This window comes from Variovorax sp. FG153 (genome assembly GCF_057809595.1).
Map to the genome: position 1 here is coordinate 192,164 of NZ_JBMDKG010000006.1, position 16,829 is coordinate 208,992.

The 16,829-nt window shown below is 68.0% G+C and carries 16 protein-coding genes; 8 read left to right on the forward strand and 8 right to left on the reverse strand.

Features of this window, described 5'->3' with window-relative positions:
* Positions 1-49: 49 nt before the first annotated feature.
* Positions 50-184, reverse strand: a complete 135-nt coding sequence (rpmH, locus tag ACODT0_RS10005) for a 50S ribosomal protein L34 (RefSeq protein WP_007834827.1) — start codon at positions 182-184, stop codon at positions 50-52.
* Between the two features lie 370 nt (positions 185-554).
* Here rpmH and dnaA point away from each other — a divergent pair, with 370 nt between their 5' ends.
* The 6 genes from dnaA to ACODT0_RS10035 all read left to right on the forward strand — a co-directional run bounded on the left by dnaA (position 555) and on the right by ACODT0_RS10035 (position 8,766).
* Positions 555-1,934: a chromosomal replication initiator protein DnaA gene (gene dnaA / locus ACODT0_RS10010; RefSeq protein WP_057591855.1), complete on the forward strand. Its 1,380-nt coding sequence runs from the start codon at positions 555-557 to the stop codon at positions 1,932-1,934.
* Positions 1,935-2,055: 121 nt separating this feature from the next.
* The gene (dnaN, locus tag ACODT0_RS10015; RefSeq protein ID WP_057591854.1) at positions 2,056-3,162 is read left to right on the forward strand and encodes a DNA polymerase III subunit beta; all 1,107 of its coding nucleotides are present in this window, start codon (positions 2,056-2,058) and stop codon (positions 3,160-3,162) included.
* Positions 3,163-3,302: 140 nt separating this feature from the next.
* A complete protein-coding gene (gyrB, locus tag ACODT0_RS10020) occupies positions 3,303-5,924 on the forward strand; it encodes a DNA topoisomerase (ATP-hydrolyzing) subunit B (RefSeq protein ID WP_057591853.1) in 2,622 nt (873 codons plus the stop codon).
* Between the two features lie 333 nt (positions 5,925-6,257).
* Positions 6,258-6,779, forward strand: coding sequence for a hypothetical protein (locus ACODT0_RS10025; protein WP_296733154.1), 522 nt, complete (start codon positions 6,258-6,260; stop codon positions 6,777-6,779).
* Positions 6,780-6,910: 131 nt separating this feature from the next.
* Complete coding sequence (locus ACODT0_RS10030) at positions 6,911-7,399, forward strand: hypothetical protein (protein WP_057591851.1); 489 nt, start codon at positions 6,911-6,913, stop codon at positions 7,397-7,399.
* Positions 7,400-7,518: 119 nt separating this feature from the next.
* Complete coding sequence (locus tag ACODT0_RS10035; RefSeq protein ID WP_296733152.1) at positions 7,519-8,766, forward strand: metallophosphoesterase; 1,248 nt, start codon at positions 7,519-7,521, stop codon at positions 8,764-8,766.
* A 9-nt stretch (positions 8,767-8,775) separates the two neighbouring features.
* Here the strand turns inward: ACODT0_RS10035 and ACODT0_RS10040 are convergent, their stop codons facing one another.
* The gene (locus ACODT0_RS10040) at positions 8,776-9,297 is read right to left on the reverse strand and encodes a polyhydroxyalkanoate granule-associated phasin (RefSeq protein ID WP_489041164.1); all 522 of its coding nucleotides are present in this window, start codon (positions 9,295-9,297) and stop codon (positions 8,776-8,778) included.
* Positions 9,298-9,525: 228 nt separating this feature from the next.
* Here ACODT0_RS10040 and ACODT0_RS10045 point away from each other — a divergent pair, with 228 nt between their 5' ends.
* Positions 9,526-10,101, forward strand: a complete 576-nt coding sequence (locus ACODT0_RS10045; protein WP_489041165.1) for an acyloxyacyl hydrolase — start codon at positions 9,526-9,528, stop codon at positions 10,099-10,101.
* Here the strand turns inward: ACODT0_RS10045 and ACODT0_RS10050 are convergent.
* The 3 genes from ACODT0_RS10050 to ACODT0_RS10060 are packed head-to-tail and all read right to left on the reverse strand — an operon-like array spanning position 10,092 to position 13,215.
* Positions 10,092-11,087 (reverse strand): lysylphosphatidylglycerol synthase domain-containing protein, encoded by a 996-nt coding sequence (locus ACODT0_RS10050; RefSeq protein WP_489041166.1) that lies wholly within the window; start codon positions 11,085-11,087, stop codon positions 10,092-10,094. The genes ACODT0_RS10045 and ACODT0_RS10050 overlap by 10 nt on opposite strands.
* Positions 11,084-12,355, reverse strand: a complete 1,272-nt coding sequence (gene clsB / locus ACODT0_RS10055; protein WP_489041167.1) for a cardiolipin synthase ClsB — start codon at positions 12,353-12,355, stop codon at positions 11,084-11,086. The genes ACODT0_RS10050 and clsB overlap by 4 nt, the downstream gene beginning before the upstream one ends.
* A gap of 14 nt (positions 12,356-12,369) precedes the next feature.
* Entirely contained in the window at positions 12,370-13,215 is an 846-nt protein-coding gene (locus tag ACODT0_RS10060; protein WP_057591846.1) for an endonuclease/exonuclease/phosphatase family protein, read from the reverse strand.
* Positions 13,216-13,464: 249 nt separating this feature from the next.
* On the opposite strand from ACODT0_RS10060, the gene ACODT0_RS10065 reads away from it, so the two are divergent.
* Complete coding sequence (locus ACODT0_RS10065) at positions 13,465-13,902, forward strand: hypothetical protein (RefSeq protein WP_057591845.1); 438 nt, start codon at positions 13,465-13,467, stop codon at positions 13,900-13,902.
* Positions 13,903-13,994: 92 nt separating this feature from the next.
* Here ACODT0_RS10065 and ACODT0_RS10070 read toward each other — a convergent pair whose 3' ends face one another.
* The 3 genes from ACODT0_RS10070 to ACODT0_RS10080 form a co-directional block, all read right to left on the reverse strand.
* On the reverse strand, positions 13,995-14,561 hold the full coding sequence (locus ACODT0_RS10070) for a Spy/CpxP family protein refolding chaperone (RefSeq protein ID WP_479671190.1): 567 nt from the start codon (positions 14,559-14,561) through the stop codon (positions 13,995-13,997).
* Positions 14,562-14,711: 150 nt separating this feature from the next.
* Entirely contained in the window at positions 14,712-15,785 is a 1,074-nt protein-coding gene (locus tag ACODT0_RS10075) for a flavodoxin family protein (protein WP_479671191.1), read from the reverse strand.
* Positions 15,786-15,877: 92 nt separating this feature from the next.
* Complete coding sequence (locus tag ACODT0_RS10080; RefSeq protein WP_057591842.1) at positions 15,878-16,777, reverse strand: pirin family protein; 900 nt, start codon at positions 16,775-16,777, stop codon at positions 15,878-15,880.
* Positions 16,778-16,829 lie beyond the last annotated feature (52 nt).

The following is a 16,829-nucleotide window of genomic DNA, read 5'->3' on the forward strand; positions in this document are numbered from 1 at the left end:
GAAGCTGGCCCGGGCGTTCCTGCTGCTGGCAACTGCCGTGGGTCGGGCGTCAGACGGCCAGGCGCTTGCGGCCCTTGGCGCGGCGTGCGTTGATGACGGCACGGCCGCCACGGGTCTTCATGCGGACCAGGAAGCCGTGGGTACGGGCGCGGCGGACTTTGGATGCTTGGTAGGTGCGTTTCATGATGAGATTTCCTGATTCCCCTGTTTCTTCGGCAGTTCCGCGGTCGTCGGACCATGGGGAATCCATGGGCTCGACAGGCGAGGAATGCGCGAAAGGCGCTGGGTGCGGTTGGTTCCGGCCTCGCTGGGCTCAGCCGGTGGTTTCGGTCGGACCCCGAAAGACGCAAAGAGGTTTTCAGGGAAACCCGCAATTATCGCAAACATTCGGCCCCACAACAATCTTCGAGCGACTTTGCGGGCCTTTCCCCAGCCGTCCAGGGTATGTGGATAAGGTTTTGACAAGTTAGAATGCGCGGCGCCTTCCAGCAGAGAATATCCACAATACAAATAGCAAAAAATGGCAGAGGGAACCATCCAAAATCCGAGCGCCCATGTCGACTGACGGCATCGGCGAAAGCCTCTGGCAGGCCTGCGTCGACCAGCTCGCGCAGGAGCTGTCCGAGCAACAGTTCAACACCTGGATCAAGCCCCTCACCGCCGAGGTCGCCGACGACCTCTCGCGCATGACGGTGTTCGTCGCCAACCGTTTCAAGCTCGACTGGATCCGGGCCCAGTACGCCGGCAAGATCGCCGGCATGGCCGAGAAGATCTACGGCCAGCCCGTCGCCATCGAGTTAGCGCTTGCTCCTCGGGAAATCCCCGTGCGCGCTGCACCCGTGGCGGTCATGACCGAAACCGACGTGCCGCGCGACGTGGCCGGCCCGGGCGAGGAACCGCCGGCAGCCGGCTTCAAGAACCGCCTCAATTCGGGCCTCACCTTCGACACCCTCGTCGAGGGCACGGCCAACCGCATGGCGCGCGCCGCGGCGATGCACGTGGCGGGCATGCCCGGACACCTGTACAACCCGCTTTTCATCTACGGCGGCGTGGGCCTGGGCAAGACCCACCTCATGCACGCCGTGGGCAACCGGCTGCTGGCCGACCGGGTCGACTCCAAAGTTCTCTACATCCACGCCGAACAGTTCGTCTCGGATGTGGTCAAGGCCTATCAGCGCAAGACCTTCGACGAATTCAAGGAGCGTTACCACTCGCTCGATCTGCTCCTGATCGACGACGTGCAGTTCTTCGCCAACAAGGACCGCACGCAGGAAGAATTCTTCAACGCCTTCGAAGCCCTGCTGGCCAAGAAGTCGCACATCGTGATGACCAGCGACACCTATCCCAAGGGCCTCGCGGACATTCACGAGCGGCTGGTCTCGCGCTTCGACTCGGGCCTCACGGTGGCGATCGAGCCGCCCGAGCTCGAGATGCGCGTGGCGATCCTGATCAACAAGGCCCGCGTCGAGGGCGCCGAGATGCCCGAGGAAGTCGCCTTCTTCGTGGCCAAGAACGTGCGCTCCAACGTGCGCGAGCTCGAGGGCGCGCTGCGCAAGATCCTGGCCTATTCGCGCTTCAACCAGAAGGAGATCTCGATCGCCCTGGCGCGCGAGGCGCTGCGCGACCTGCTGTCGATCCAGAACCGGCAGATCTCGGTGGAAAACATCCAGAAGACGGTGGCCGACTACTACAAGATCAAGGTCGCCGACATGTACAGCAAGAAGCGCCCGGCCTCGATCGCGCGGCCGCGGCAGATCGCGATGTACCTGGCCAAGGAGCTGACGCAGAAGAGCCTGCCCGAGATCGGCGAGCTGTTCGGCGGCCGCGACCACACGACCGTGCTGCACGCGGTGCGCAAGATTTCGGGCGAGCGCCAGCAGCTCACCGAGCTCAACCAGCAGCTTCACGTGCTCGAGCAGACGCTCAAGGGTTGAAACTGAAAACCAAAGTCAACCAGGCCGGACGCCGCGACAGCGGAGAATGGCGGTCTGCGCGGGGCGGTGGGGCCCTGATCGACCAAGCTGATTCAAAGAGATAAGAGAAGAGGTAGAAGACATGATCGTCCTGAAGGCAACACAAGACAAAGTCCTCGCCGCGCTGCAGTCGGTGGCGGGCATCGTGGAGCGGCGCCACACCCTGCCGATCCTCGCCAACGTGCTGATCCGCAAGACCGGTGGCCAGATCCAGCTGACCACCAGCGACCTCGAGATCCAGATCCGCACCACCGCCGAGCTCGGCGGCGACGAAGGCAACTTCACCACCACCATCGGCGCGCGCAAGCTGATCGACATCCTGCGCACCATGCCGGCCGACCAGACCGTGAGCCTCGAATCGAGCGCGAGCAAGCTGGTGCTCAAGGGCGGCAAGAGCCGCTTCACGCTGCAATCGCTGCCCGCGGAAGACTTCCCGCTGGTGCAGGAAGCCGCCAACTTCGGCCCGGTGTTCAGCGTGCCGCAGAAGACGCTGAAGGACCTGCTCTCGCAGGTCTCGTTCGCGATGGCCGTGCACGACATCCGCTACTACCTCAACGGCATCCTGTTCGTCGCCGAGGGCAAGCAGCTGAGCCTGGTGGCCACCGACGGCCACCGCCTGGCCTTCTCCTCGGCCACGCTCGACGTGGAAGTGCCGCGCCAGGAAGTGATCCTGCCGCGCAAGACCGTGCTCGAGATGCAGCGCCTCCTGTCCGACGCCGAGGGCGCGATCGAGATGCAGTTCGCCAACAACCAGGCCAAGTTCAGCTTCGGCGGCATGGAGTTCGTCACCAAGCTGGTCGAGGGCAAGTTCCCCGACTACAACCGCGTGATCCCGAAGAACCACAAGAACTCGGTCACGCTGGGCCGCGCGCCGCTCCTGGCCAGCCTGCAGCGCACCGCGATCCTGACCAGCGAGAAGTTCAAGGGCGTGCGCCTGAACATCGAGCCCGGCACCTTGCGCATCGCCTCGAACAACGCCGAGCAGGAAGAAGCCCAGGACGAGCTCGACATCGACTACGGCGGCGACACCATCGAGATCGGCTTCAACGTCACCTACCTGATCGACGCGCTGGCCAACATGGGCCAGGACATGGTGAAGCTGGACCTGGCCGATTCCAACAGCTCCGCGCTGTTGACCATCCCCGACAACGCTTCCTTCAAGTACGTCGTGATGCCGATGCGGATCTAGTCACCCCGCATCACCACAGCGCCTTGCGCAGACAGCCCGCGGCAGCCCCGCGGGTTTGCTCTTTCAAGAGGCCTGAAAAACCGGGTGCCCCAGAGCCGGTGCGACCCCGTGAATCCCGTGAGAGATAGAGGAATATCCGAATGAGCGCAGAAGAGAACAAGCCGGAAGTGCCGCACACCGAACCGGTCTACACACCCGAGATCGACAACGCGGTGCCGATCGAGATCACGCCCGACAACTCCTACGGCGAAGGTTCGATCACGATCCTCGAAGGCCTCGAGGCCGTGCGCAAGCGCCCCGGCATGTACATCGGCGACACCTCCGACGGCACCGGTCTGCACCACCTGGTGTTCGAGGTGGTCGACAACTCCATCGACGAAGCGCTCGCCGGCCACTGCGACGACATCGTCGTGACCATCCATTCCGACAACTCGATCTCGGTGACCGACAACGGCCGCGGCATCCCGACCGGCGTGAAGATGGACGACAAGCACGAGCCCAAGCGCTCGGCCGCCGAGATCGCGCTGACCGAGCTGCACGCGGGCGGCAAGTTCAACCAGAACAGCTACAAGGTCTCGGGCGGCCTGCACGGCGTGGGCGTTTCCTGCGTGAACGCGCTGAGCGTGATGCTGCGCCTGGTGGTGCGGCGCGAAGGCAAGATCCACGAGCTCGAGTTCAGCCGCGGCTTCGTGCAGGACCGCCTGCTCGAGACGGTCAACGGCGTCGAGGTCTCGCCGATGAAGATCATCGGCGACACCGACAAGCGTGGCACCGAGGTGCACTTCCTGCCCGACACCGAGATCTTCAAGGAGAACAACGATTTCCACTACGAGATCCTCTCCAAGCGCCTGCGCGAGCTGAGCTTCCTCAACAACGGCGTGCGCATCCGCCTGAAGGACGAGCGCAGCGGCAAGGAAGACGACTTCTCGGGCGCCGGCGGCGTGCGCGGCTTCGTCGAGTTCATCAACAAGGGCAAGACCGTCCTGCATCCGAACTCGTTCTATGCCGAGGGCGAGAAGCCGGCCGACACCTACGGCGGCATCCCCGGCACGCACATCGGCGTCGAAGTGGCGATGCAGTGGAACAGCGGCTACAACGAGCAGGTGCTGTGCTTCACCAACAACATCCCGCAGCGCGACGGCGGCACCCACCTCACGGGCTTGCGCGCCGCGATGACGCGCGTGATCAACAAGTACATCGAGGAGAACGAGCTCGCCAAGAAGGCGAAGGTCGAGGTCTCGGGCGACGACATGCGCGAGGGCCTGTGCTGCGTGCTCAGCGTGAAGGTGCCCGAGCCCAAGTTCTCGAGCCAGACCAAGGACAAGCTGGTCTCCAGCGAAGTGCGCGCGCCGGTGGAGGACATCGTCGGCCGCCTGCTGACCGACTACCTGCAGGAGCGTCCGAACGACGCCAAGATCATCTGCGGCAAGATCATCGAAGCCGCGCGTGCCCGTGAAGCGGCGCGCAAGGCGCGCGAGATGACCCGGCGCAAGGGCGTGCTCGACGGCATGGGCCTGCCGGGCAAGCTGGCCGACTGCCAGGAGAAGGACCCGGCGCTGTGCGAGGTCTACCTGGTGGAGGGCGACTCCGCCGGCGGCTCCGCCAAGCAGGGCCGCGACCGGAAGTTCCAGGCCATCCTGCCGCTGCGCGGCAAGATCCTCAACGTCGAGAAGGCGCGCTACGAGAAGCTGCTGACCAGCAACGAAATCCTCACGATGATCACCGCGCTGGGTACCGGCATCGGCCGCGCGGGCGCGAGCACGCCGGGCGGCGGCGCGGACGACTTCAACGTCGCCAAGCTGCGCTACCACCGCATCATCATCATGACCGACGCCGACGTGGACGGCGCGCACATCCGCACGCTGCTGCTGACCTTCTTCTACCGCCAGATGCCCGAGCTGGTCGAGCGCGGCCACATCTACATCGCGCAGCCGCCGCTGTACAAGGTCAAGGTCGGCAAGGAAGAGCAGTACCTGAAGGACGGCAATGCGCTCGACGCCTTCCTGCTCAAGGTCGCGCTGAAGGACGCCAGCATCCAGACCGGCGGCGCCAACTCCACCACGCTCGGCGGCGACACGCTGGCCGAACTGGCGCGCAAGCACCAGGTGGCCGAGGCCGTGATCCACCGGCTGCGCAACTTCATGGACGCCGAGGCCCTGCGCGCCATCGCCGACGGCGTGGCGCTCGACCTCGACACCACGCCCGCGGCCGAGGCCTCGGCCGTGGCGCTGCAGGCCAAGCTGCGCGAGCTCAACACCACCGGCGTGCCGGCCGAGGTCAGCAACGAGTTCGACGCGCGCACCGACAAGCCGCTGTTGCGCATCAGCCGCCGCCACCACGGCAACATCAAGAGCAGCGTGATCACGCAGGACTTCGTGCACGGCGCCGACTACGCCGCGCTGGCCGGCGCCGCCGACACCTTCCGCAACCTGCTGAGCCCCGAGGGCGCGGTGGTGCGCCGCGGCGAGGGCGAGCGCGCCAAGGAAGAAAAGGTGCTCGATTTCCGCCAGGCCATGCTGTGGCTGATCGGCGAAGCCGAGCGCGCCACCGCGCGCCAGCGCTACAAGGGCCTGGGCGAGATGAACCCCGAGCAGCTGTGGGAAACCACCATGGACCCGAACGTGCGCCGCCTGCTCAAGGTGCAGATCGACGACGCGATCGAGGCCGACCGCGTGTTCACGATGCTGATGGGCGACGAGGTGGAGCCGCGCCGCGAGTTCATCGAGCAGAACGCGCTGCGGGCGGCGAACATCGACGTCTGAGTCGATTCCGCCCTCGCCGTCACGCCGCCGTGGTTCGCACCCGGCGGCGTTTTTCATGGGCGCCCGAAGTCCGCGCACCATTCCCATGCCGCTTCCAGGCGGAGTGCGCACACGCAACGCGGGCGGTTCGCGCGGGCGACCAAGGGTTTGTCTGAGGGTGAATGACCACAGACTCTGTAAACGCTTGTCACAAGCCCGTCACCAGCTATTAAAACAATAGCGTTCAAAGCCTCGGCGAGGATCGTTCCTCGTAAACGCTATATCTAGCCCGAGTCTTGCTAAGCAAAATCCTCGACGAATTCCGCGTCACCCCTGATCGAGGACACCGAAGCAATGAAATCCATGCGTCTCAGCCGGTCCCTGGCCGCCCTCGCAACGTGCGGCACGGCCGCCTTCCTCGGCGCGACCCTTCCGGCCCACGCTGCCCCGAATCCGCCCATCCAGACCGCTCAGGGCGTCGAATACATGTGCGGCGGCAGCAACAAGGACGAAGCCGCGTTCATGCAGATGGTGTCGCCGCGCTGGGCCGCCACCATTGAACTGGGCATCAACGGCAGCCCCGCGCAGCGCGCGAGCTTCCCGGCCCGCGCCAAGGTCGAGGTGCGCGAGCGCTACACCGGCCGAGCGATCATGGAAGCGCTGTCGCAGGGCCCGTACATGCTCGCGCGACTCGATCCGGGCGCCTACGAGGTCAACGTCACGCTCGGCGGCCTCACGCTGACGCAGCCGCTGGTGGTGTTCGCGGGCATCCCGTCGAAGGCGACCTTCATGTGGCCGTCGAATTTCGACATGGCCTCGGTGCTGCCGCCGCAGCCCGAAACCCAGGCGATGGCGCAGACCAGCGCCGCGCGCTGAGTCGCCACCGAGCCGCGTCCACGGCCGGCGGCCACCCGCCGCGCCGTTCCCGTTAAGTCCTGTCTAAGCCGTGCGCCGCACAGTGGCGCCGTGGTTTTTCGCCACGAGAGCAAGGAAAGAAAGGACTCACCATGACCCCCCTGATTTCACCGCGCGCGCGGCCCCTGGCCGCCGCCCTGCTGTGCGGCGCCCTCGCGTTCGGCGCGCTCGCTTCCTCGGCCCAGGCTGCGTTCAACCCGCCGATCCGCATGTCGCATGGCATCGAGTACATGAGCGGCGGCATCGGCAGCGACGAGGCGAAGCTGATGGAAACTGTCCTGCCGCGCTGGCCGGCGAGCTTCGAATTCGCGATCAAGGATCACCAGGGCGCGGACTTCGCGGCCGACGTCCACGTCACGGTGCGCGATGGCCGTGGCGTGGCCCTGCTCGACAACGTGGTGGCCGGCGGACCGTTCATGGTGGCGCGCCTCGAGCCCGGCAGCTACCAGGTCGAGGCCACGCTGCGCGGCCAGACGCTCAAGCAGCCGTTGCACGTGGTCTTCGGCGAACCCACCAAGGCCACTTTCCTCTGGCCGGCGGGCACCGACATGGCCGCGGCCGGCACGCGCGCGGTGCAGTAAGCGCACGCAGCCACGGCGGCTCGGGCACCGCATGCATGCGCTCACCTCGCCGCGGGCGGCACGGCACCCGCTATCCGGGCATGCTGCGCTATTGAAAAAATAGCGTTACGTCGACTTGAATGCACGGCATGCGCCTTGCAGATGGCGTGTCCCGGGCAGTGCCCGAACCCATTGCCCCGATGCCGATCCGTCCCCTGAGCGTGCTGACCGCGCTCCTGCATGCCTATATCGCCCTGCGTCTGCTGCCCGCGGCCGCGGGGCTCACGCCGGCCTGGCCGATCGGCCTGCTGGCGCTGGCGGTGTCGGCGCTGACCATCCCGCTGCCCTTCCTGTCGCGGCACGCGCCGCGCAAGAAGCCGCTGCACGCCGCGCTGCAATGGACCGGCCTGCTGAGCATGGGCTGGTTCTCCTCGCTGTTCGTTCTGACGCTGGCGCGCGACGCCGGCCTGCTGCTGGCCTGGATCGCGCAGCGCGTGGCCGGCCTCGCGGTGCCGTGGGACACGCTGCGGCCCTGGAGCGCGCTGGCCGTGTTCGGGCTGGCCACGCTGGTCTCGCTGATCGGCTTCGTCAATGCGCGCCGCACCGCGGACGTGAAGCACGTCGACGTGCCGATCCGCGGGCTGCCGGCCGCGCTCAAGGGCTTCACGATCGTGCAGCTCAGCGACATCCACGTCGGCCCGACCATCCGCAACAGCTACATCCAGCGCATCGTCGACGCGGTGAACCGGCTCGGCGCCGACGCGATCGCGATCACCGGCGATCTCGTCGACGGCACCGTGCCCGAGTTGCGCGAGCACATCGCGCCGCTGGCGGGGCTGCGCGCGCGCCACGGCACCTTCGTGGTGACCGGCAACCACGAGTACTACGCGGGCGCCCATGCCTGGATCGACGAGCTGCGCCGCCTCGGGCTGCAGGTGCTGCTCAACGAGCACGTGGTGCTGCAGACGCGCAACGTGCGCGGCGCGCAGAACGACGAGGAAACCTTCGAGAGCCAGCTGGTGCTGGCCGGCGTGACCGACTACACGGCGGGCCACTTCGACGCCTCGCACGAGAGCGATCCGCAGCGCGCGCTCGACGACGCGCCGCCGCTGGTGCACACGCGCGTGCTGCTCGCGCACCAGCCGCGCAGCGCGCCGAAGGCGGCCGCGGCCGGCTTCCAGCTGCAGCTCTCGGGCCACACGCACGGCGGCCAGTTCTTCCCGTGGAACCTGTTCGTGCCGATGCAGCAGCCCTTCACGGCGGGCCTGCACCGGCTGCAGGACATGTGGATCTACGTGAGCCGCGGCACCGGCTACTGGGGCCCGCCCAAGCGCTTCGGCGCGCCGTCCGAGATCACGCTGCTGACGCTGATGCCCGCGCGCGGCTGAGCGGAGCGCTCAGCCCTCGGCCTGCTGCGCGCCGAGCCGCCGCGCGTTGGCGGTGGCCACCGCGTGGATCGGCTTCAATCCCTCGCTCGCGATGCGCGCCGTGCTGTTCGGCCAGCGCTGGGCCGCGTGCGCGGCGCGCGAGGCGGCGCGGATCAGCGCATCGCCATGCTCGGCCGCCTGCGCCGGCGTCACGCTGCCGGCCAGCGAAAGAAAGGCCGCGGCGCCATGCAGGCACTGCTGGCAGATGCGGCTCGCGAGGCCGATCTGGCTGCTGTGCCATTGCCGCGCCATCGCGAAACCCGAGGCATGCGCCGCCTCGAGCTTCTCGTCGCCCATGCGCCGGAATTCGGCCAGGTCGTCGGCACTCGGCGCGAGCCCCGCCTGCGCGATGCGCTCGGTGCGCAGGCGGATCACGGTGCCCGACGACAGCAGCATCTCCTGCGTCTTGAGCGCGAGCTCGGTCCATTCGCGCAGCGGCCACAGCGGCCACGACGAAACGCTGAAGGAGGGAAGGGAAGAAGTGGACGACATCGTGGAGAGCGGCGTAATGCCTGCGAGGGAGATCGGCCCACTATAGGCTTGGCGCGTTGCGAATGCTGCAGTGCAACAAGAACCTGAGCGCATTCCGTGGCGTTTCGCACGTGTTGTTGGCGAAGTCCTACTCCTCGAGGTGGAAATCGCGCATCGGCACGACACAAAACTGAACGCAAAGTGAATATGGCCTCTCGGTTTTCATCATTCGCTTTTGCGATCCGGATCATGAGATTCAACACACCCGCCCCGCTCCGTGCCGCCGCGCTGGCCGGACTGCTGGGCTTGCTGGGCGCCAGCGCCCACGCCTTCGAGGACAGCCAGCGCGGCTTCTACGTGGAAGGCGGACGCGCCCCCCACAGCCAGATGGGCAGCACCAATTCCTTCACCGTCGGGATGACGCTGCCGTGGTCACCGCGACAGCCGGTGCAGGAAGGCGCGCTCACCACCTACTGGGACGTCTTCCTCAGCGATTGGCACGCGCCCGCACTCGACGACGGCCGGCGCGACTACGTGCAGATCGGCGCCATCTACACCTGGCGTTGGCGCTTCGCCCAGGGCACTTCGCCCTGGTACGTCGAAGGCGGCGTGGGCGGCAGCGTGATGGACCATGTCTACCGGACGCCCGACCGCAGCTTCAGCACCGCCTTCCAGTTCACCGAAGTGCTCGGCGTGGGCCGCAGCTTCGGTGAGCATGGGGAACACGACCTGTCGCTGCGCGTGCAGCACTTCTCCAACGGCGGCATCAAGAAGCCCAACCCCGGCGAGAACTTCGTGCGGGTGCGCTACACCTATCACTTCTGATGCGCGATGCGGGCCCGGCGCCCGCGCCGCGCGCGCCACTCGGTCGCGAAATAGGCCAGCGTTGCCACCACCAGCGGCAGCAGGTAGTAGAGGCCGCGGTAGGCGAGCAGGGCGGCCAGCAGCTGCGCCTCGGCCACCTGGTGCGCGAGCAGCGCGACGAACACCGCCTCCAGCACGCCGAGCCCCGCCGGCACGTGGGTGATCACGCCGGCCACGGCGGCCACCAACAGCACGGCCAGCACCTGCGGATAAGCCACCTGGCCCTGCAGCAGCAGCCAGATCACGCCACCGATCAGCGACCAGTTGGCGCACGACAGCAGGAACTGCAGCAGCGCCATGCGCAGGGTCGGCGTGCGCAGCACGTGCCCGCGCACATGCCAGCGCTTCTCGTGCGCGAAGGCGCACACCAGCAGATAGACCGCGGCCAGCACCAGCAGCGCCGCGCCCAGCAGCCGCAACTCCTCGCCATCCACCTTCCATGCCGGCGGCAGGCCCAGCGGCCAGAAGAAGAAGGCGGCACCGGCCATCACGAGGTAGCCGATCCAGTTGGTGAGCATGCTGAAGCCCAGCACGCGCGTGATGGTGTCGTTGCGCAAGCCCAGCCGCGAATAGAGCCGGTAGCGGAAGGCCACGCCGCCCACCAGCGAACCGAGGTTGAGGTTGAAGGCGTAGCTGATGAAGGTCACGCCCATCACGGTGCCGGCACGCAAGGGGTGGCCCGTGAGGTGGCGCCCCAACAGGTCGTAGGTGCTGTAGAGCGCGAAGCTGCAGGCCGCGAGCAGACCGGCGCCGAGCAGCGTCGGCAAAGGCAGCGCGGCGATCGCGTCGCCGACCTCGTGCCAGTCGATGGAACGCGCCTGGTTCACCAGCAGCCAGGCCACGAGCCCGAAGAAGCCCCACACCAGCGTTCGCTTGGCCCAGGGCCAGGCGCGGCGCCAGCCGCTGGCGGGCAACGCATGCAGGCGGCCGCCAGCCGCCGCCGTCATGCGGCCTCCGTCGACGCGGGCGCGCCCTCGACCCCGTCGCCGTGGTCACGGCGCCGCCGGTCGCCCATGTCGGTGACTTCCACCGGCTTGAGCCGCGGCACGTGGCGCGGCAGCCAGCCGAGCAGCGAGGGATACCAGCGCATCAGGTGGAAGATGAAGAAGCTGCGCACCAGCCGCCAGCCGCTCCATTCGCTCGCGAGGTCGGCCGTGTCGATCTGCTTGCAACTGTGCTGCATCAGGTGGTCGAGCCGTTCGTGCAGCAGCGCGTTGAAGGCCGTGTCGCGCACCACCACGTTGGCTTCGAGGTTGAGCGACAGGCTCAGCGGGTCGAGGTTGCTCGAGCCCACGGTGCTCCAGCGGTCGTCCATCAGCGCGACCTTGCCGTGCAGCGGCCGCTCGCAGTATTCGTAGATGCGCACGCCCGCGTGCAGCAGGTGGTGGTAGAGCATGCTCGCGGCCGTCTTCACGATCGGCATGTCGGGCTCGCCCTGCAGGATCAGCCGCACGTCGACGCCGCGCCGCGCGGCGCGCCGCAACTCCTTGATCAGGCGATAGCCCGGGAAGAAGTAGGCGTTGGCGATCACGATGCGCTCGCGCGCGCTGCGGATCGCGGCGCGGTAGTGGCGCTCGATGTCGTTGGTGTGGTGACGGTTGTCGCGCGTGACGAACATCGCTTCGACATCGCCGGCCACCGTGTCGCCCACGGGCGGTGCCTGCCTGAGCCGGCGCCGGAACCAGCCCGGTCCCTTGCCGCCGACCGCGATCGCGCGCAGCGCGAAATGGTGGATCTGCGCCACGATCGGTCCGGTGAGCTCGACCGCGTAGTCCTGCTTGGCCTTGGGGCCGAAGTCCATCAAGTGGTCGGCCGAGTAGTTGATGCCGCCGACGAAGGCGCGCTCGCCGTCGATCACCACGATCTTGCGGTGCATGCGGCGGAACACGTTCAGGCGCTGGCCGAGGAAGCGATGACCCGGATCGAACACGCGCACCTTCACGCCGGCCTGGCTCAGTTCCTCGAGGAACTCGCGCGAGAGATCGGGCGAGCCGAAGCCGTCGATCATCAGGTCGACCTTCACGCCGCGCCGTGCCGCCTCGCGCATCGCGGCGTGCAGGTCCAGACCCACCTTGTCCTCGAACAGGATGAAGGTCTCGATGACCACCTCGCGTTGCGCGGCGCGGATCGCCTCGAACACGCGCGGAAAGAACTGCTCGCCGTTCTCCAGCAGCTCGATGCGGTTGCCCGCGACCCAGGGATTGCCGTTGCTCATGGATGGATGCGCCTTCAGAGATCGATCTCGGCCACCAGCGGCGCGTGGTCGGACAGGTGCGACCAGGGCCGGCGCGGCAGCACCACCGGCGCGTGCACGCCGGCATTGCGCACGTAGATGCGGTCCAGCGGCAGCACCGGGAAGCGCGAGGGGAAGGTCTTGGCCGCATGGCCGTGCGCATGCACGAACACCTCGCGCAACGACGCGCCCTCGGCCAGCGTCGCATGCGCGCGGCCGCGCCAGTCGTTGAAATCGCCCGCCACGATCAGCGGCGCATCGGCCGGCACCTCGTCGCGCACGATATGGCACAGCAACTCGAGCTGCTGCTGCCTATGCGCCTCGGCCAGGCCGAGGTGGGCGCAGATCGCATGCACGTCGACCGTCCGGCCCGGCAGGCGCAGCACGCAGTGCAGCAGCCCGCGCTTCTCGGGCCCGGCCACCGACACGTCGTGGTTGCGGTGATGCACGATCGGAAACTTCGACAGCAGCGCATTGCCGTGGTGGCCCTTGGGATAGACCGCGTTGCGCCCGTAGGCGAACTGCGGCCACATGGTGTCGGCCAGGAATTCGTAGTGCGGCGCCTCGGGCCAGTTGCTCACGCGGCGCGAATGGCGCGAGTGGGTGCCCAGCACCTCCTGCAGGAACACCACGTCGGCGCCCACGGTGCGTACCGCGTCGCGCAGCTCGGGCAGGATGAACTTGCGGTTGAGCGCGGTGAAGCCCTTGTGCGTGTTCACCGTCATCACCTTCAGCGACACCGGCGCGGCGGCATTGCCGGCGGCCGCCACGGGGGCAGGCGGGTTCGCCGCCGCGGCCGCGGGGTCGGTTTCGGTCGAAAAGATCGTCGGTGGAGAGGACATCGATGATGTTTGTACGTGGCCGCATCCACCCCGCCTGTAGGAACGCGCCACCTTCTCTTGGCGCCGTCCGGCCATCCGACGCGCAGGGCCCGCGACACCTGCGCACCCCGACGGCCGGTTCCTACAGGCAGGCCTGCCCCATCCCCACACGGGCCGCGCGGGGCCACTCCTACGGTGACCTCAGGGCGTCGCGAAAGACGCCCGGGATTTCTCACCTACTCACTACCAGAGACAGAAAAGGACCCGACCATGAAACACGCACAGCAACGACTTCTTCGAGCGACCCTGCTGGCCGGCCTGATGGGCGCGGGCGGCTTCGCGATGGCGCAGACCTCCTCGATGCCCGCAGCGCCCGATCCGGCGGTGGGCGGCCAGGCCAGCACGCAGTCCGCCACGGGCGTGGCCAACCCCACCCAGCGCCCCGACGGCTTCGAGCCGGTGTCGCGCGAGGCCGTGAAGGCCGAGGCGCGCGCCCACAACCGCAACAACACCAACACGCTGGTGCCCAAGGGCGAGGCCAGCACCACGATGAACGGCCAGCCGAACATGGTGATGGCACCGACCGGCGAGCAGTCGCGCTGGGAAGTGAGCCAGCAGACGCGCAAGGTGAAGCCGCACTTCGGCCAGCCGGGCGAACGCCCGGCGGTGCCGACCAACCCGACCGAGAAGACCGGCACGCCCAAGTAAACGGGGTCGCCAACGACAAAGGCCCGCGAAGCGTTGCGGGCCTTTTTCGTTCACGACCGGCCGCCAGGACCGGTCATGACGGCGGGAGCGGCTCAACCCTTGGCGGGTTGCGCGTCGTGGCCGCCGCGATGGAAACGGTGGCCGTGGCCGCCGAAGTGCATCGTCTCGGCGTCGAAGGTCTTCTGCTGCTCGGGCGTCAGCGCGGCGTAGAAGGACTTCGTGGCGTCGGCGCGCTTGGCGAACATCGCGCTGCGTTCGGCCTGCCGGGCCTGCATGCGTTCGATGCGCTGCGGCGTGGTCAGCTTGGCGAAGTCGGCGCGGGTCATGCGCTGGCCATCGGGACGCGGGCCGGCCGGCTGGGTCGCGCTGGTGTAGCTGGACCAGGCGCTTTCCTGCGAGGCATTGAGCTTCAGCTTGTCCTTGAGGGCCGCGAGGCGCTTGGCACGGTGCTCCTGCATGCGCTCGAAGCGCTTGGCCGGGTCCATGCGCTTGTGCTCGGCGCGGGCCTTGCCTTGCGGTGCCGCGCCGTCCGCCTGCGCCACGGCGGCGGTGGGAGCCGCGGCCGTGGGCGCCGGCGTCTGGGCGAAGGCGCCCGACGATGCGAGGGCGGCCGAGCCCAGCAGGCCGGCCCAGAGGATGCGTTGGCGAAGAGAAATCATGAGAGTGCTTCCTTTCGAAGAACCGCCGCCGATGGGCAGCTGGTGAGACGAAGTGTGGAAGCCTTCTGTAACCCGTCGGTGAGCCCTGCGTGAGCCTGCGTAAAGAATGGTGAATGGGCGGCCGCGGGGCTCGCCGATTTCTTCCGCCGGCTACTTCGGGCGCGGCTTCTTCAGGCCCCGGTCAGGCGACTTGAGCTTGCCGGTACGCAGCTGCCGCACCGCCTGCGCCACCGCGCGCGCGACGTTGCGCACCTCCTCCTGCACGTCGGCATCGGCATCGAGCGTGTCGTGGCTGGTGGCATAGGGCTCGTAGTAGCCGATGTAGCGGTCGAGCTGCGCTGCGTTGCCCGCATCGATCAATCCCATCCAGTCGAGCCAGTCGCAGAGGTTGCGCCGCACGCTCTCGATGCCGGCCACGTCGCCGTGCACCACCACGCCGTAGGCCCGGCCATCGAGGTGCTTGGGATAGCCCCAGCCCTCGAGCTCGAGCGCCTTGGCCTCCTCGGGCTTCTTGCCGTGCGTGCTGGTGGGGTCGGGGTTGCCGCCGTCGGCGCACACCAGCCGGTCGATCATCAGCTTGAGCGGGCTCGTGGCCTGGTACCAGTGGGCCGGCGTGAGCACGATCACGCCATGCGCGGCGGTCCAGCGCTCGTAGATCTCGTTCATCCAGTCGCCGGTCTGGCGCAGCGAATGGTTGGGATAGCAGCTGCAGGGCCAGTGGCACAGCGGCATCGCGGTCGAGACGCAACCCTTGCACGGATGGATCTCGCGGCCGTAGTCGGAGGTCAGGAGGCTCAGGTCGAGCAGGTCGGTCTTCACGCCGCTGCCCTCGAGCACCTCGCGCGCGATCTGCGTCAGCCGCCAGGTCTTGGAGATCTCGCCGGGGCAGGTGCCGTCGTTGCGCGGCGAGCCGTTGACCAGCAGCACGCGCGAATGACTCTGCGGATCGGCCCATTTCGCGTGCGCCGCGTCGATGCGCGCCTTGGCCTCGAGCCAGTCGACCGAGAGCTCGTAGTCGGGGTCGGCATAGCCGGGCCCGGCCTTGCGCGTGACGGGCGCCTTGCGGCCCTCTTGATAGGCCTCCCAGGCGATCAGCTCGATGCGCCGCAGCGATTCGGACTCGGCCTGGAAGGCCGGGTCCTGGAAGTCCTGCATGAAGCGTTCGTGGAACTCGGCGCGCTGCAGCGTGGCGGGCGCCTGTCCTTTTCGGATCGTGGGGGGCATGCGGGCAAGGTAGAAGCCCCAACCGGCCCCGCGCGCCGCCTTCCATGCCGACACGCGGTAGGCGCAGGCCGCACCGCCGCGTCGGCGCCGGCTCAGCCGAAGCGGCCCTGGCGGAAGTCGTCGACCGCCTGCTTGATCTGCTCGGGCGTGTTCATCACGAACGGGCCGTACTGCACGATGGGTTCGTTCAACGGGTGGCCCGCGATCAGCAGCGCGCGCGCCGGGCTGTGGTTGGTCGAGCCGGCGCGCAGCAGCACGCCGTCGCTGCCGGCCTCGTTCGCGAGGATGGCCATGCGCCGCGTCGGCACCTCGCTGCCCGCGATCCACAGCGATTCGCGGAACACGTAGACCAGCGCGTTGTGCGACGGCGGCAGCGGCTGGGCGAACTCGGCGCCCGGCGGCAGCGTGATGTCGAGGTACAGCGGCTCGGTGCGCTCGCGCCGCACGGCGCCCTCGATGCCGTGGCTCGCGCCGGCGATCACGCGCACGTGCACGCCCTCGGCGGTGGTGAACTCGGGAATCTCGGCACTCTGGATGTCGCGGTACCAGGGCTCGCGCAGCTTCTCGTCGGCCGGCAGGTTGAGCCAGAGCTGGAAGCCTTCCATCAGGCCCTCCTGCTGCTCGGGCAGCTCGCTGTGCACCAGGCCACGGCCCGCGGTCATCCATTGCACGCCGCCGTTCTCGAGCAGGCCCTCGTGGCCCGCGCTGTCGCGGTGCCGCATGCGGCCGGCGATCATGTAGGTGACCGTCTCGAAGCCGCGGTGCGGATGGTTCGGAAAGCCGCCGACGTAGTCGCCGGGGTTGTCGCTGCCGAAGGCATCGAGCATGAGGTAGGGATCGAGCCGCTTCTGCAGCGGCTGCCCGAGCACGCGCGTGAGCTTCACGCCGTCGCCATCGCTGGCCGACACACCGGCCACGATGTGGTCGATGCCGCGCGGCGCGGCCACGGGCTCGGTGGGATGGTGGAGATGATGGTGGTTCGTGTGGGTCATCCGGCCATGGTGGCACCAATGGCCCGACCGCGCCACCCGTGGGGGCGGGCGC

Coding starts and splice junctions, on each gene's coding strand:
- ACODT0_RS10025 (WP_296733154.1), top strand. CDS start 6,258: ATGAAATCCATGCGTCTCAGCCGGTCCCTGGCCGCCCTCGCAACGTGC.
- ACODT0_RS10070 (WP_479671190.1), bottom strand. CDS start 14,561: ATGATTTCTCTTCGCCAACGCATCCTCTGGGCCGGCCTGCTGGGCTCG.
- ACODT0_RS10075 (WP_479671191.1), bottom strand. CDS start 15,785: ATGCCCCCCACGATCCGAAAAGGACAGGCGCCCGCCACGCTGCAGCGC.
- ACODT0_RS10080 (WP_057591842.1), bottom strand. CDS start 16,777: ATGACCCACACGAACCACCATCATCTCCACCATCCCACCGAGCCCGTG.
- ACODT0_RS10030 (WP_057591851.1), top strand. CDS start 6,911: ATGACCCCCCTGATTTCACCGCGCGCGCGGCCCCTGGCCGCCGCCCTG.
- ACODT0_RS10040 (WP_489041164.1), bottom strand. CDS start 9,297: ATGTCGTCCACTTCTTCCCTTCCCTCCTTCAGCGTTTCGTCGTGGCCG.
- ACODT0_RS10060 (WP_057591846.1), bottom strand. CDS start 13,215: ATGTCCTCTCCACCGACGATCTTTTCGACCGAAACCGACCCCGCGGCC.
- ACODT0_RS10035 (WP_296733152.1), top strand. CDS start 7,519: ATGCACGGCATGCGCCTTGCAGATGGCGTGTCCCGGGCAGTGCCCGAA.
- ACODT0_RS10050 (WP_489041166.1), bottom strand. CDS start 11,087: ATGACGGCGGCGGCTGGCGGCCGCCTGCATGCGTTGCCCGCCAGCGGC.
- rpmH (WP_007834827.1), bottom strand. CDS start 184: ATGAAACGCACCTACCAAGCATCCAAAGTCCGCCGCGCCCGTACCCAC.
- clsB (WP_489041167.1), bottom strand. CDS start 12,355: ATGAGCAACGGCAATCCCTGGGTCGCGGGCAACCGCATCGAGCTGCTG.
- ACODT0_RS10065 (WP_057591845.1), top strand. CDS start 13,465: ATGAAACACGCACAGCAACGACTTCTTCGAGCGACCCTGCTGGCCGGC.
- ACODT0_RS10045 (WP_489041165.1), top strand. CDS start 9,526: ATGAGATTCAACACACCCGCCCCGCTCCGTGCCGCCGCGCTGGCCGGA.
- gyrB (WP_057591853.1), top strand. CDS start 3,303: ATGAGCGCAGAAGAGAACAAGCCGGAAGTGCCGCACACCGAACCGGTC.
- dnaN (WP_057591854.1), top strand. CDS start 2,056: ATGATCGTCCTGAAGGCAACACAAGACAAAGTCCTCGCCGCGCTGCAG.
- dnaA (WP_057591855.1), top strand. CDS start 555: ATGTCGACTGACGGCATCGGCGAAAGCCTCTGGCAGGCCTGCGTCGAC.